Source organism: Pseudomonas sp. VD-NE ins (genome assembly GCF_031882575.1).
GTDB lineage: Bacteria > Pseudomonadota > Gammaproteobacteria > Pseudomonadales > Pseudomonadaceae > Aquipseudomonas > Aquipseudomonas fluorescens_BZ.
This window is the reverse complement of the sequence record NZ_CP134772.1, coordinates 6343799-6358765: the sequence shown is the minus strand read 5'-3', so window position 1 is coordinate 6358765 and position 14967 is coordinate 6343799. Positions and strand designations below refer to the sequence as shown.

At 59.5% G+C, this 14967-nt stretch carries 13 protein-coding genes; 6 read left to right on the top strand and 7 right to left on the bottom strand.

Features of this window, described 5'->3' with window-relative positions:
* Positions 1 to 23: 23 nt before the first annotated feature.
* Positions 24 to 692, bottom strand: coding sequence for an isoprenoid biosynthesis glyoxalase ElbB (elbB, locus tag RMV17_RS28475; RefSeq protein ID WP_034152008.1), 669 nt, complete (start codon positions 690 to 692; stop codon positions 24 to 26).
* Between the two features lie 277 nt (positions 693 to 969).
* Positions 970 to 1620 carry a VTT domain-containing protein gene (locus RMV17_RS28470; RefSeq protein ID WP_016985901.1) on the bottom strand — a complete coding sequence of 217 codons (651 nt, stop codon included), beginning with the start codon at positions 1618 to 1620 and terminating at the stop codon, positions 970 to 972.
* A 207-nt stretch (positions 1621 to 1827) separates the two neighbouring features.
* Here RMV17_RS28470 and hemB point away from each other — a divergent pair, with 207 nt between their 5' ends.
* Both hemB and ppk1 read left to right on the top strand, forming a co-directional pair.
* Complete coding sequence (gene hemB / locus RMV17_RS28465; RefSeq protein WP_034152006.1) at positions 1828 to 2841, top strand: porphobilinogen synthase; 1014 nt, start codon at positions 1828 to 1830, stop codon at positions 2839 to 2841.
* 18 nt (positions 2842 to 2859) lie between these two features.
* Positions 2860 to 5085 (top strand): polyphosphate kinase 1, encoded by a 2226-nt coding sequence (gene ppk1, locus RMV17_RS28460; protein WP_034152005.1) that lies wholly within the window; start codon positions 2860 to 2862, stop codon positions 5083 to 5085.
* A 257-nt stretch (positions 5086 to 5342) separates the two neighbouring features.
* On the opposite strand, the gene ppx is transcribed toward ppk1, so the two are convergent.
* The 5 genes from ppx to RMV17_RS28435 all read right to left on the bottom strand — a co-directional run bounded on the left by ppx (position 5343) and on the right by RMV17_RS28435 (position 9900).
* Positions 5343 to 6845 carry an exopolyphosphatase gene (gene ppx, locus RMV17_RS28455; protein ID WP_064116367.1) on the bottom strand — a complete coding sequence of 501 codons (1503 nt, stop codon included), beginning with the start codon at positions 6843 to 6845 and terminating at the stop codon, positions 5343 to 5345.
* Positions 6846 to 7053: 208 nt separating this feature from the next.
* On the bottom strand, positions 7054 to 7791 hold the full coding sequence (locus RMV17_RS28450; RefSeq protein ID WP_108225011.1) for an amino acid ABC transporter ATP-binding protein: 738 nt from the start codon (positions 7789 to 7791) through the stop codon (positions 7054 to 7056).
* Positions 7778 to 8428, bottom strand: a complete 651-nt coding sequence (locus RMV17_RS28445) for an amino acid ABC transporter permease (protein ID WP_034152003.1) — start codon at positions 8426 to 8428, stop codon at positions 7778 to 7780. The genes RMV17_RS28450 and RMV17_RS28445 overlap by 14 nt, the downstream gene beginning before the upstream one ends.
* Positions 8425 to 9093, bottom strand: coding sequence for an amino acid ABC transporter permease (locus RMV17_RS28440; protein WP_034152002.1), 669 nt, complete (start codon positions 9091 to 9093; stop codon positions 8425 to 8427). Before RMV17_RS28440 ends, RMV17_RS28445 begins: the two co-directional genes overlap by 4 nt.
* A gap of 21 nt (positions 9094 to 9114) precedes the next feature.
* A complete protein-coding gene (locus RMV17_RS28435; RefSeq protein WP_034152001.1) occupies positions 9115 to 9900 on the bottom strand; it encodes a transporter substrate-binding domain-containing protein in 786 nt (261 codons plus the stop codon).
* A gap of 256 nt (positions 9901 to 10156) precedes the next feature.
* On the opposite strand from RMV17_RS28435, the gene RMV17_RS28430 reads away from it, so the two are divergent.
* From RMV17_RS28430 to RMV17_RS28415, 4 genes are all read left to right on the top strand, one after another.
* Complete coding sequence (locus RMV17_RS28430) at positions 10157 to 10864, top strand: FadR/GntR family transcriptional regulator (RefSeq protein ID WP_108225014.1); 708 nt, start codon at positions 10157 to 10159, stop codon at positions 10862 to 10864.
* A 120-nt stretch (positions 10865 to 10984) separates the two neighbouring features.
* A complete protein-coding gene (gene trxA, locus RMV17_RS28425) occupies positions 10985 to 11314 on the top strand; it encodes a thioredoxin TrxA (RefSeq protein WP_003206727.1) in 330 nt (109 codons plus the stop codon).
* A gap of 249 nt (positions 11315 to 11563) precedes the next feature.
* A complete protein-coding gene (rho, locus tag RMV17_RS28420; protein ID WP_003229334.1) occupies positions 11564 to 12823 on the top strand; it encodes a transcription termination factor Rho in 1260 nt (419 codons plus the stop codon).
* Between the two features lie 137 nt (positions 12824 to 12960).
* Complete coding sequence (locus RMV17_RS28415; RefSeq protein WP_311884211.1) at positions 12961 to 14922, top strand: acyltransferase family protein; 1962 nt, start codon at positions 12961 to 12963, stop codon at positions 14920 to 14922.
* Positions 14923 to 14967: the final 45 nt, after the last annotated feature.

The window sequence follows — 14967 nt, the reverse complement described above, 5'->3', positions numbered from 1 at the left end:
TGGGATTTGTGTACTGCGGGGAATCAGGCGTCGTTTTCGTGGGTCAGTTCGAGGACGCGGTCCACGAGTTTGTAAATCCCCGAAGCCGCCTCACTGATGTTCTGCGCCAGCATGTAAGCCGGGGTCGTTACCAGTTTGCGCGCCTTGTCTTCGATAATCTCCGTTACCGCACAGTCTTCATGGGTGGCGCCCATCTTGTTCATCGCTGTGGCGGTGTCGGCATCGTTGCCAATGGTGCAGGTCACGCCCGGGCCGTAGATCTTCGCCGCGAGTGCCGGCGAGATGCACATCAGGCCAACCGGTTTGCCTGCTTCGGCAAATGCCTCGGCCAGTGCCAGCACTTCAGGCTGCACGCTGCAGCCAGCGCCTTCGACGGCGAAGTTCGACAGGTTCTTCGCCGCACCGAAACCGCCCGGCACGATCAACGCATCGAAGTCGTCGACATCGGCGTCGCGGATGTCCTTGATGTTGCCACGTGCAATCCGCGCCGACTCCACCAGGACGTTGCGTGACTCGGGCATTTCTTCGCCGGTCAGGTGATTGATCACGTGCAATTGCGCGATGTTCGGCGCGAAGCACTGCACCTGCGCACCACGTTGATCGAGGCGCAGCAGGGTGATGACGCTTTCGTGGATTTCGGCGCCGTCGTATACGCCACTGCCGGACAGGATCACTGCAACTTTTTTGCTCATGGGTTTCTCTCCAGATTCATGGCGCTAAATGTCCACTAAATTGTCGCGCGTTGCCATAGGCCCAAGTGGCGGCTGCACCTGCGTGGAGCGCTTTCTACATGGATCGCAACAACGGCGGGGTGTTCATTATTTGGGATGTCTGTCGCGTGACGAGAGGGTGATTTTTGGTGTGAGAACGCCACTGACGAACGGGAGTCCGCTAGCGCAGAGGGGAAAAATGACTGAAAGACGGGCCAGCCCGCGCTGTGCGCAGGGCTGTACGCCAGTCGCCAGCGAGTTACTCGGCTGGCGTCTTCGGTTCGGCAGGCTTGGCCGCTTCGGCCTGATTCAGCAGTGCAGCTTTCGCGGCTTGCTCGTCGGCGTAGACCTGTTTGGCCAGCCGCGCATTCTTGAAGCGGCGGCGCAGCCACAGGCCAACGCCAAGAATCAGCAGCGCACCGAGCACCCACAGTTCGTATTTCTTGATGCTGCCAAGCATGCCTTCCAGCACTGCACCGAAGTGGTAAGCAGCGGCGGCCAGCGCGGTCGCCCAGATCGCCGCACCGATGCCGTTGAGCAGCAGATAACGTCCCGGCGGATACCCCGACAGGCCGATCGCCACCGGCATCACCGTGCGCAGACCGTAAACGAAACGGAAACTCAGCACCCAGATGTCCGGATGCTTGCGAATATGCTCCAGCGCGCGGTCGCCCATCAGCTGCCAGCGCGGTTTGCGCGCGAGCAATTTTCGCCCGTGCTTGCGGCCGAGGAAGTACCACAGCTGATCGCCGGCATAGCTGCCGAAGAACGCCACGACCACCACCAGGTTGATGTCCATGTATCCACGAAACGCGAGGAAGCCCGCGAGCACCAGAATGGTTTCGCCTTCGAAAAACGTGCCGAGGAACAAGGCAAAGTAGCCAAAGTCATGCAGAAATTGTTGGAGCATTGTCTGGGTGCTGGCGAAATGAACGCGCAGCCTAACCCTTCGGACACATTCATGAAAGTGTCCAAATGTGTCTCGACGTGAACAATTCCTACACTGAGAATGGAATGCGGCTACGCGTCACAGGTCTCACACAACTGTCATCTGTTGGTCATAATGGCCGTCTATAACTGTCACGCTCGCCCGTTTGCGCGGGCTCAGGAGTCCGCCGTGAGCTTTACCTCAGCCAACCGTTTGTTCCCCGCCACGCGCCTGCGCCGCAATCGCCGTGATGATTTTTCGCGTCGGCTGGTGCGGGAAAATGTGCTGACGGTCGATGACCTGATCCTGCCGGTGTTCGTGCTTGACGGTGAAAACCGCCGCGAAGCCGTGGCCTCGATGCCCGGGGTAGAGCGGTTGACAATCGATCTGCTGCTGGAAGAAGCGGCCAAGTGGGTCGAACTGGGGATTCCGGCGCTGGCGCTGTTCCCGGTCACTCCAGCCGAATTGAAATCCCTCGACGCCGCCGAAGCCTGGAATCCTCAAGGCATCGCCCAGCGCGCCACTCGCGCCTTGCGTGAGCGCTTCCCGGAACTCGGCGTGATCACCGATGTGGCGCTTGATCCGTTCACCACTCACGGTCAGGACGGCATTCTCGACGAAGAAGGCTACGTACAGAACGACATCACCGTCGACGCACTGGTGCGCCAAGCCCTGTCCCATGCCGAAGCCGGCGCTCAGGTCGTCGCGCCATCGGACATGATGGACGGTCGCATTCAAGCGATTCGCGAAGCGCTGGAAATCGCCGGTCACGTCAATGTGCGGATCATGGCCTACTCGGCCAAGTACGCCAGCGCCTATTACGGCCCGTTCCGCGATGCCGTGGGTTCAGCCTCGAACCTCGGCAAGGCCAACAAAGCCTCTTATCAGATGGACCCGGCCAACAGCGACGAAGCGCTGCACGAAGTCGGTGCGGACTTGTCTGAAGGCGCGGACATGGTCATGGTCAAGCCGGGCATGCCCTATCTGGACATTCTTTTCCGGGTAAAAGATGCCTTCAAAGTGCCGACCTTCGTCTATCAGGTTAGCGGCGAATACGCCATGCACATGGCGGCGATCCAGAATGGCTGGTTGAGCGAGGCGGTGATTCTTGAATCACTGACCGCCTTTAAACGTGCCGGCGCTGATGGCATCCTGACTTACTTTGCTGTCCGCGCCGCTCAATTGTTACGAGAGCAGAAATAGCCCTCCCAGGAACATTCAATGAATACCGAAGGACTCACGGAAGTTGCAGTAAAAGAAGCTCAACCGGTGGTCGAGCAAATCACCGAAACCCCGCCGGAGCTGGAGCCTGCGCCACCCGCGCCGGTCACCGAACCTGTCGCGGCGGCGCCAGTGATTGCGATACCGGGCCTGGATGACAGCAGCCTGTACATCCACCGTGAGCTTTCGCAACTGCAATTCAATATCCGCGTGCTGGAACAGGCGCTGGACGAGTCCTATCCGCTGCTGGAGCGCTTGAAGTTCCTGCTGATCTTCTCCAGCAACCTCGATGAATTTTTCGAGATCCGCGTCGCCGGTCTGAAGAAGCAGATCACCTTCGCCCGTGAACAGGCCGGTGCTGACGGCTTGCAGCCGCATCAAGCGCTGGCGCGGATCAGCGAGCTGGTGCACGGTCATGTTGATCGTCAGTACGCGATCCTCAACGACATTCTGTTGCCGGAGCTGGAAAAGCATCAGGTGCGCTTCATCCGTCGCCGCCACTGGACGGTCAAGATCAAAACCTGGGTGCGCCGCTACTTCCGCGACGAGATCGCACCGATCATCACCCCGATCGGCCTCGATCCGACTCACCCGTTCCCGTTGCTGGTGAACAAGAGCCTGAACTTCATCGTCGAGCTGGAAGGCATCGACGCCTTCGGTCGCGACTCCGGTCTGGCGATCATCCCGGCACCGCGTCTGTTGCCACGGATCATCAAGGTGCCGGAAGAAGTCGGTGGCCCGGGCGACAACTATGTGTTCCTGTCGTCGATGATCCACGCCCACGCCGATGACCTGTTCCAGGGCATGAAGGTTAAAGGCTGCTACCAGTTCCGCCTGACCCGAAACGCCGACCTGGCGCTCGACTCCGAAGACGTCGAAGACCTGGCTCGCGCCCTGCGTGGCGAGTTGTTCTCGCGTCGTTACGGCGATGCGGTGCGTCTGGAAGTCGCTGACACCTGCCCGAAACATCTCTCGGACTACCTGCTCAAGCAGTTCAACCTGAGCGAGAGCGAGCTGTATCAGGTCAATGGCCCGGTCAACCTGACGCGGCTGTTCAGTATCACCGGTCTGGACAGCCATCCGGAGCTGCAATACACGCCGTTCACCCCGCAGATCCCGAAACTGCTGCAGAACAGCGAAAACATTTTCAGTGTGGTCAGCAAGCAGGACATCCTGCTGCTGCACCCGTTCGAGTCGTTCACCCCGGTGGTCGACCTGCTGCGTCAGGCGGCAAAAGACCCGCACGTTCTCGCGGTGCGCCAGACCCTGTACCGTTCCGGCGCCAACTCCGAGATCGTCGATGCGCTGGTGGATGCCGCGCGTAACGGCAAGGAAGTGACGGCGGTCATTGAGCTACGTGCGCGGTTCGACGAAGAATCCAACCTGCAACTGGCCAGCCGTCTGCAAGCGGCCGGTGCGGTAGTGATTTACGGTGTGGTTGGCTTCAAGACCCACGCCAAGATGATGCTGATCCTGCGTCGCGAAGCCGGCGAGATCGTCCGTTACGCGCACCTCGGCACCGGTAACTACCACGCCGGTAACGCCAAGCTGTACACCGACTACAGCCTGCTGACTTCCGACGACGCCTTGTGCGAAGACGTCGGCAAACTGTTCAGTCAATTGATCGGCATGGGTAAAACCCTGCGCATGAAGAAGCTGCTGCATGCGCCGTTCACGCTGAAGAAAGGCATGCTCGACATGATCACCCGCGAGACGCAGTTTGCGCTCGACGGCAAACCGGCGCACATCATCGCCAAGTTCAACTCGCTGACCGATCCGAAGATCATCCGCGCGCTGTACAAGGCCAGCCAGTCAGGCGTGCGCATCGATCTGGTGGTGCGCGGCATGTGCTGCCTGCGTCCGGGGATTGCCGGGGTTTCGCACAATATCCATGTGCGTTCGATCATCGGCCGCTTCCTTGAGCACACGCGAGTGTTCTACTTCCTCAATGGCGGTGACGAGCAGATGTTCCTCTCCAGCGCCGACTGGATGGAGCGCAACCTCGACAAGCGCGTAGAGACTTGCTTCCCGGTGGAAGGCAAGAAGCTGCTGACCCGGGTGAAGAAAGAGCTGGAGCTGTATTTGACTGACAATACCCATAGCTGGAGTTTGCAGTCGGATGGCCGTTACATTCGCAACACGCCGACCGGTAACCAGAACCCGAGGAGTGCGCAGGCGACGTTGCTGGAGCGGTTGGGTAGCCCGATTTTGCCGGTGAGCAGCTAAGGCCTTGAAGGTCAAAAGCCCCTCACCCTAACCCTCTCCCCGAGGGAGAGGGGACTGACCGAGGTGAATTTTCGAGCTACGCCGACCTGAACTATCGAGTCGAACTCAGATTTGAAAAGCACGAAGATCGGCCCCCTCTCCCTCGGGAGAGGGCTGGGGTGAGGGGCATCGATCTCACGCACACCACTAAATCCCAGCCGAACACCCAATAAAAAAGGCGATCCAGAAGGATCGCCTTTTTTATGTCCAATCGAGACTCAGTGAACGTTAAGCACAATCCCCACCCGCGTCAGCCAATCCGCCTCAAGCCCGAAATCCGCCTGAGTCAGTTGATTCTCATCCAGCCAGTTCTCCGGGAATTCCACATCCAGGGTGTTGCCCTTCGCGTGCAACACCACCTGCGGCATCGTCTGCGTGCCACGAATGTGATGGAACAGGATCGCAAAGCGCAGCAGCACGCACAGGCGGATCAGCTTGTCACCGTCATCGCCGAAATCGGCAAACTTGTCCTTGGGAATGTTGCGGCGATGGCCGCGCACCAATAGCGCGAGCATCTGTTGGTCTTCGCGGGAGAACCCGGCGAGGTCCGAGTGTTCGATCAGGTAGGCACCGTGTTTGTGGTAGTGATAGTGCGCGATATCAAGGCCGACTTCGTGCACTTTCGCTGCCCAGCCGAGTAGTTCGCGCCAGATGCCGTCATCCAGTTCCCAGTCCACCGCGACTTGGTCAAACGCGTGCAAGGCTTTGCGCTCGACTCGGGCGGCCTGTTCCAGATCGACGTGATAACGCTCCATCAGCGAGGTCAGCGTGCGTTCGCGCACGTCTTCGTGATGATGGCGACCGAGCAAGTCATAGAGCACGCCTTCACGCAGCGCGCCGTCGCAGTGGTCCATGCGTTGCAGTTCGAGGGCGTCGAAAATCGCTTCGAGAATCGCCAGGCCCGCCGGGAAAATGGTCCGGCGATCCGGCTTGATGCCTTCAAAATCGATCTTGTCGACGTCGCCAAGCTTGAACAGGCGCCGCTTGAGCCAGGCCAGGCCTTCGGCATTCACTTCGCCAGTGCCATGGCCGCCGGCCTTCAGCGCCAGGCCGATGGCGCGGATGGTGCCCGAGGAGCCGATGGCTTCATCCCAGGTCAGGCGATGCAGGGCGTGTTCGATGCTCATGATCTCCAGCCGCGCCGCCGTGTACGCCTGGGCGTAGCGGGCCGGGGTGATCTTGCCGTCCTTGAAGTAGCGCTGGGTGAAGCTGACGCAGCCCATTTGCAGGCTTTCGCGCAACAGCGGCTCGAAGCGCTGGCCGATGATGAATTCGGTACTGCCGCCGCCGATGTCGGCGACCAGACGTTTGCCCGGGGTGTCGGCGAGGGTGTGCGACACGCCCAGATAAATCAGTCGGGCTTCTTCACGGCCGGAGATGACTTCCACCGGGTGGCCGAGGATTTCTTCGGCGCGGTGGATGAATTCGAGGCGGTTGCGCGCTTCACGCAGGGCGTTGGTGCCGACGATGCGCACGGCGCCCAGCGGCATACCGTTGATCAGTTGGGCAAAACGCTTGAGGCAATCGAGGCCACGCTGCATCGATTCTTCGTTGAGCTTGCGCTCATCGTCGATGCCGGCAGCCAGTTGAACCTTCTCGCCGAGTCGCTCGAGAATGCGGATTTCGCCGTTCTGGGCCTTGGCCACGACCATGTGAAAGCTGTTCGAGCCCAGGTCGATTGCGGCGATCAGGGACAGATTCTTGGCTTGGGATTGCGGCATGGTCAGGGGGTCTCGGTCGATAACCTCGACATCGTGCCACGATCAAACGCTGGCGCCAACGCGCATGGTTCAAACCGTTGATTCAGCTCAGAAAGTCTGGAGATCGCGGCGCGGCCATTCGCGAGCAAGCTCGCTCCCACAGGTGACCGCATTCCCATGTGGAAGCGAGCTTGCTCGCGAAGAGGTCATCACTGCCTCAGGAGATATTTCAGGCTGTCGCTTCCACCGTGCCAATGAAATTCGCCAGCTCCACCGTCTGCGGATTGGCAAACAACACCTTCGGATCCCCCACCTCATGCACCTTGCCATGGTGCATGAACACCAATTTATCCCCGACCTCGCGGGCGAAGCGCATTTCGTGGGTGACCATGATCAGCGTCATTCCTTCCTTGGCCAGTTGCCGCACGACGCTGAGCACTTCATTGACCAGTTCCGGGTCGAGCGCCGAGGTGATCTCGTCGCACAGCAAAACCTTCGGCGACATTGCCAGCGCCCGAGCGATTGCCACGCGCTGTTGCTGACCGCCGGACAACCGATCCGGGAACGCATCGAACTTTTCGCCAAGGCCTACACGTTCCAGCATCTCGCGCGCCAGCTCCACCGCTTTGGCTTTCGGCACTTTCTGCACCACTTGCGGCGCGAGCATGACGTTTTCGCCCACGGTCAGATGCGGGAACAGATTGAACTGCTGAAACACCATGCCGACTTTCTGCCGCAGACTGCGCAGGTCGGCGCGGGCGGCGTCGAGGTATTCGCCGTCGACTTCGATCACGCCGTCGTTGATCGACTCCAGGCCATTGAGGGTGCGCAGCAGGGTGGATTTGCCTGAGCCGCTGCGGCCGATGATTGCCACGACCTGGCCTTCCTCGACGCTGAGGTCGATGCCTTTGAGCACGTGGTGATCGCCGTAGTATTTATGCAGGGCGGAAATTCTAAGCAGAGGCATGCAGTCTCCTTTCCAGGTAACGCGCACTAAGGGACAAGGGGTAGCAGAGCAGGAAGTAGCCGAGGGCGACGAGGCCGTAGACCATGAACGGTTCGAAGGTGGCGTTGGCGAGCATGCCGCCGGTCTTGGTCAGCTCGGTGAAGCCAATGATCGAGGTCACCGCGGTGCCTTTGACCACCTGCACCGAAAAGCCCACGGTCGGCGCTACGGCAATGCGCAAAGCCTGTGGCAGGATCACGTAGCGCAGTTGCTCCAGCGGATTGAGCGCCAGACTCGCCGACGCTTCCCACTGGCCATTGGAGATCGATTCGACGCAACCGCGCCAGATCTCCGCCAGATAGGCACTGGTAAACAAGGTCAGGGCAATCGCCGCGGCCATCCACGGCGAGATTTCGATCCCGGCCAAGGCCACGCCAAAGAACACCAGAAACAACTGCATCAACAGCGGCGTGCCCTGGAACAGTTCGATCCAGGTACGGGCGATGCTGCTCGACACAGAGTTTTTCGAGATGCGCATGATCAGGATCAGCAACCCGACGAGGCCGCCGCCAATAAACGCAACCAGCGACAACGCCAGCGTCCATTGCAGGCCGACGAGCAGGTTGCGCAGGATGTCCCAGAAGGTGAAATCGCTCATGCGCGGCTCCTGCTGATGTAGCGCCGGCCGATCCAATTGAGTAACTGGCGAATCAGCAACGCCATGCACAGGTAGATCAGCGTGGTCAGCGCGTAGGTTTCAAAGGCGCGGAAGTTGCGCGACTGAATGAAGTTGGCAGCGAAGCTCAATTCTTCGGTGGCGATTTGCGAACACACCGCCGAGCCAAGCATGACGATGATGATCTGGCTGCTCAGCGCCGGCCAGACCTTGCCCAACGCCGGCAACAGCACCACGTGGCGGAACGCCTCGAAGCGGGTCAGCGCCAGCGCCGCGGCGGCTTCCAGTTGCCCGCGCGGGATCGCTTGAATGCCCGCACGGATGATCTCCGTCGAATAGGCGCCGAGGTTGATCACCATCGCCAGCACCGCCGCTTGCCATTCGGAAATCTGCACGCCCAGCGACGGCAGGCCGAAGAAGATGAAGAACAACTGCACCAGAAACGGCGTGTTGCGGATCAACTCGACGTAGACGCCGAAGATCGCCGAGAACGGGCGGATGTTCCACGCCCGCACCAGCGCCCCGACAATCCCGACGCCGACCCCGAGCAATGCACCGATGGCTGTCAGCTCAAGGGTGAACAGCGCCCCGCGCAGCAACAGGTCGGTGTTTTGCACCACCGGCATGAAATCGAACTGATAAGCCATGAAGGTCTCCCGCGCAGTCGATCAGAGATCGGCCGGCAGCGGCTCTTTCAGCCAGGTCTGCGAGTTCTTTTCCAGTGCGCCGTCAGCCTTGGCGGTGGTCAGGATGTCGTTGACCTTGGCCAGCAGCGCCGCTTCGTTCTTGTTCACGCCGACGTAGACCGGCGAATCCTTGAGCTTCACTTTCAACGCCGGCACGCGTTTCGGGTTCTTTTCGCTGATCGCGACCATCACCACATTGCCGCTGGCGATCAGGTCGACCTGGCCGGCGAGGTAGGCGGCGATGGTCGAGTTGTTGTCCTCGAAGCGCTTGATGGTCACGCCTTCGGGGGCAACTTTGCTCAGTTCGATGTCTTCAATGGCGCCACGGGTGACGCTGATGGTCTTGCCCTTGAGGTCATCGAGGCTGGCGATGGCGGCGTCTGGCGGGCCGAAAACGGCGAGGTAGAACGGTGCGTAGGCGCGGGAGAAATCAATGACTTTCTCGCGCTCAGGGTTTTTGCCGAGGCTGGAGATCACCAGATCGACTTTGCCGGTGGTCAGGAAGGGGATGCGGTTGGTGCTGTTGACCGGGGTCAGTTCGAGTTTGACCTTGAGTTGATCAGCCAGCAGTTTTGCCGTGTCGATATCGAGGCCGCGCGGTTTCATGTCCGGGCCGACCGAGCCGAACGGCGGGAAGTCCTGAGGTACAGCGACTTTCAGTGTGCCGCGTTTGACCACATCGTCGAGACCGTCGGCGTGAGCCGGGATCTGACTGAGCAACAGAGAGGAAAACAGAGCGGCGAGGAGGGCGCTGTAACGCTTGGTCATGGACAATCTCCGGATCGGCGAGAAGTGATTTCTGCGATCTGACAGAGCATGGGCCGTGCCAATACGTGGTTTTCGCCCCCGCAGACCGCAGTTTCAGCGACTTTGTTCGGTCTTACTGGTCTGAACAGTCAGGTTGTTTTTCGCACCGCTATCGCGCATCGCTCCGCAGCACCGAACCCCGCTGGGGCACGACTTGCCGGACTCGGCGAATAGCTTTACAACTAGCCGCACATTGGCCTGGCGCGTCTGAAAAACCATGAACTCGATTTCCCGTGCGGTACCCGAAGTGGCGCTGCAAGCGATCCGCAAACTGATCACCGAACAGGGTTTCGGCGCGGGCGATGCCTTGCCGTCGCAACGGGATCTGGCGCTGCAACTGGGCGTCAGCCGGGCGTCGTTGCGCGAGGCACTGTCATCGTTAAGTGCGCTGGGCGTGGTCAGTATTCAGCCGGGCAAAGGCGTGTTCGTGCAGTCGCCAGTGGAGCTGTCGCGCGGCGATAGCGCGCCGGGGTGGTCATTTGCGGCGCAAGCGTCGCCGCTGGATATCTTTCAATTGCGCTATGCGCTCGAAGGGTTTGCCGCCGGGCTGGCGGCGGTGACGTTGAGTACTTTCGATCTGGATGCGCTGGAAGACAATGTCGCGGCCATGCGCGAGCAATTGAAGGTCGGCGACTTTGAAGCGGCGGCGAAACTCGACTTCGAATTCCACCGACGAATCCTGTTGGCCAGCGGCAATCAGGCGATGCTGAGCATCCTCACCGCCAGCGCCGAGATGTTCCTGGAGAGCCAGAAACTACCGTTCATCCGCGCCGAACGTGCGATGGAAACCTGGCATGAACACCGCAAGATCCTCCGGGCCCTTGCGCGCCGGGCGTCGGGTGCGGCGCAAAAAGCCATGCAGGAACACGTGCGCAACGCCGCCCTGCGTACCGGAATTTCCTTCATTGCCCCCGCCACGGCGTGACTTGAGCTATACCCAAACTCATCGAGTGCCATAGCAAGACTCAATCAACTGCGGCTTCCTGAACAGGGGAAGGGCGGCTATGATGGGCCACGTTTTTTTGCTTACAACCTGGAGAATTCCATGAGCAGCGATCTTATCAAACACGTTAGCGACGCTAGCTTCGAAGCCGACGTACTCAAGGCCGAAGGCGCTGTCCTGGTCGATTACTGGGCTGAATGGTGCGGTCCTTGCAAAATGATCGCTCCGGTTCTGGACGAGATTGCCGAGACTTACAAAGGCAAGCTGACCGTTGCCAAACTGAACATCGACGAGAACCAGGAAACCCCGGCCAAGCATGGCGTGCGTGGTATCCCGACCCTGATGCTGTTCAAGAACGGCAACGTAGAAGCGACCAAAGTCGGCGCCCTGTCGAAGTCGCAACTGGCGGCTTTCCTCGACGCCAACATCTAAGCGTCGCTGTAAAGTGCCTGAAAAAAAGCCCCGCAATTAGCGGGGCTTTTTGCGTATTCAGGGCTAGACGCTCCGAAACTCAGGTGGTACATTCGGCCCCGCACTGGTTTCTCCATTGCCCCCTGCTAGCCGTCGCCGACGCACTCCTTTTCGAATTAGTTCGCGATCCTGTCGCCTTCTCCGCGGCGCGGCCTCATTAAGCCAAAAGCTTAATTTCCCCCCCTCCATAAATGATTACGTCATTCCTATATGAATCTGACTGAACTCAAGCAAAAGCCGATTACCGAACTGCTCGAATTGGCCGAACAGATGGGCATAGAAAATATGGCCCGTTCGCGCAAGCAGGACGTGATTTTCTCCCTGCTGAAAAAGCACGCGAAAAGCGGCGAGGAAATCTCCGGTGATGGCGTGCTGGAGATTCTCCAGGACGGCTTCGGCTTCCTGCGCTCCGCTGACGCTTCCTATCTCGCCGGCCCAGACGACATTTACGTCTCGCCGAGCCAGATCCGCCGTTTCAACTTGCGCACCGGTGACACCATCGTTGGCAAGATTCGCCCTCCAAAGGAAGGCGAGCGGTATTTCGCCCTGCTCAAGGTCGATACGATCAACTTCGATCGTCCTGAGAACGCGAAAAACAAGATTCTCTTCGAGAACCTGACCCCGCTGTTCCCGACCGTGCGCATGAAGATGGAAGCCGGCAACGGTTCCACCGAAGACTTGACCGGTCGTGTGATCGACCTGTGCGCCCCGATCGGCAAAGGCCAGCGTGGTCTGATCGTCGCACCGCCGAAAGCCGGTAAAACGATCATGCTGCAAAACATTGCAGCGAACATCGCCCGTAACAACCCTGAAGTTCACCTGATCGTGCTGCTGATCGACGAACGTCCGGAAGAAGTGACCGAAATGCAGCGCACCGTGCGCGGCGAAGTGGTTGCGTCGACTTTCGACGAGCCGCCGACCCGTCACGTGCAGGTTGCCGAAATGGTGATCGAGAAGGCCAAGCGCCTTGTTGAACACAAGAAAGACGTGGTGATCCTGCTTGACTCCATCACCCGTCTGGCCCGTGCCTACAACACCGTGATCCCGAGCTCCGGCAAGGTATTGACCGGTGGTGTCGATGCCCACGCCCTTGAGAAGCCAAAGCGTTTCTTCGGTGCTGCGCGTAACATCGAAGAAGGCGGCTCGCTGACCATTATCGCCACCGCGCTGGTTGAAACCGGCTCGAAGATGGACGAAGTGATCTACGAAGAGTTCAAGGGTACCGGCAACATGGAACTGCCTCTGGATCGCAAGATCGCCGAGAAGCGTGTGTTCCCTGCAATCAACATCAACCGCTCCGGCACCCGCCGCGAAGAGTTGCTGACGGCCGACGACGAACTGCAGCGTATGTGGATCCTGCGCAAGCTGCTGCACCCGATGGACGAAGTGGCTGCCATCGAGTTCCTGGTCGACAAGCTGAAGACGACCAAGACCAACGACGAGTTCTTCTTGTCGATGAAGCGCAAGTAATACGCAAGCCGTTTGAAAAGAAGCGTCCGAAAGGGCGCTTTTTTTTGCCTCGGATTATTTGTATCTGGATTGAAGTTTGCGCGGCTGATAACTTCGCGCCTTCAAGGGACTTTGTATCCAGAACAGGTAAGGTTTTAATGCACACGTTTGGCAATCGCCGTGATATCGACGGATTACGGGCACTCGCGGTTTTGCCCGTCGTGCTGTTTCATTTCGGATTCAACACATTCAGCGGCGGCTTTGTCGGCGTCGATGTGTTCTTCGTCATTTCCGGCTTTCTGATCACCTCAATCCTTTTCCGTGAAATCAGCGCACAGCGTTTCAGTTTTCTGGATTTCTGGGGGCGTCGCGCCCGGCGCATCCTGCCGGCCTTGACTGTGGTTGTGGTGGTGACGCTGGCATTAGGCTGGCTGTTGCTGACGGCCAAAGACCTGGCTGAGCTTGGTCGGACGATTCGTTACCAGTCGCTGTTCATTTCCAACATTCTGTTCATGCGCGAAGACGGCTACTTCCAGCCCGCCTCGGAACTCAAACCGTTATTGCATACCTGGTCGCTGGCGGTGGAGGAGCAGTACTACATCTTCTTCCCGTTGATGATGGTGTTGCTGATGCGCTACGTCCGTCATTGGCGCTGGATGTTGTTTGCCGTGCTGCTGGTGTCGTTCGGCTTGAACATCATCTACATCGAGCGCCGGCCGGAGTTTGCCTTTTTTGCCTTGCCGACCCGGGCCTGGGAATTGCTCTGCGGGGCCATGCTGGCGGTCATACCCGTGACCAAACATGTCGCGCGGCCATGGCTGCGTCAGTCCGTTGGCCTGGCCGGGCTGGCGGCGGTGCTGTTTGCCGTGTTTACCTTCGACAAAACCACAGTGTTCCCGGGCTGGGCGGCGTTGTTGCCGGTATTGGGCACGACGGCGCTGATCTGGTCGGGCGCACAGGGCCCAACGTGGGCGGGCCGATTGTTGAGTGTCCGGGTTCTGGTGTGGATCGGCTTGCTCTCCTATTCGCTGTACCTGTGGCATTGGCCGGTTTACGTGTATGCCAATGCGATCTCCATCGACGGCATCCAGCCGCTGGAGGCGCTCGGCTGGATGGCCCTGGCATTGGCGCTGGCCTGGCTGAGCCTGCGCTACATCGAGCTGCCGTTTCGCGAGAAACGTGTGTTCGCCAGTCGTAATTCGGTGTTGGTCGGCGGTTTGGTGTCGATCACCGTTCTGGCGGTCACCGGCTCGGTGATTCGCTCGGCAGACGGTGTTCCGCAGCGTCTGACCGGCAAGGCGCTGGAATATGCGCAATCGCGCGAGTGGAACGCCGGGCAGTCGAATTGCATGCACTTGAGCACGGACAAGGCACTGACCAAATCCTGCCTTGTGGGCGGTGATCAACATATTACGGCGACCAAAATGTTCTGGGGCGACAGTCACGCCGCTGCATTGTTGCCGGCCATCGAAGGCAATGCCGGGCGCAACGTGCAGCCGGTGTGGCTGTACAGTTTGACCGGGTGCCCGCCGATCATCGATGACCACCTGCGCCCTCAGTGCAAAGACTTCAACCAGCGCAACATGGACCGCGTCACGAGTCTGGGGATCAAGGACGTGGTGTTGGCGGCGAACTGGAGCCTTTACGTTTATGGTCGTGAAGACGGCGATGGCGATCTACAGTTCCTGCTTGATCGCAAGGACAACCCACGCCAGGCAGAGCAGCGCATGGCCGCCGCCCTCAAGGCGCAAGTGGCCGAGCTGCGTGAAGCGGGTGTGCAAGTCTGGCTGTTCAAGGAAGTGCCACTGCAACACAAGAGCTTCATCGACCGTCTGACCAGTCTGGCGCGCATCGGCCGTTCGGCAGAAGGTCTCGGTCGCCCGCTCAACGAACACTTGGCTCGCCAGCAGTTTTTCACGTCGTTGTTCGGCTCGATGAGTGCCTCTGATTCCGGCATTCATGTCATCGATCCGACGCCGTTGATGTGCAAGGACGGTTTGTGCGCCATCGATGTCGACGGCCACTCGCAGTACAAGGATGCCGATCATCTTTCGGACGTTGGCAGCGCCAGACTGAGCCCGTTGTTTGCGCCATTGATGCTGGGCACCAGCGACAATTGATTGATGCCAGGCTCTGACGGGCTGCTGTTTGCCCGTCAGAGCAGG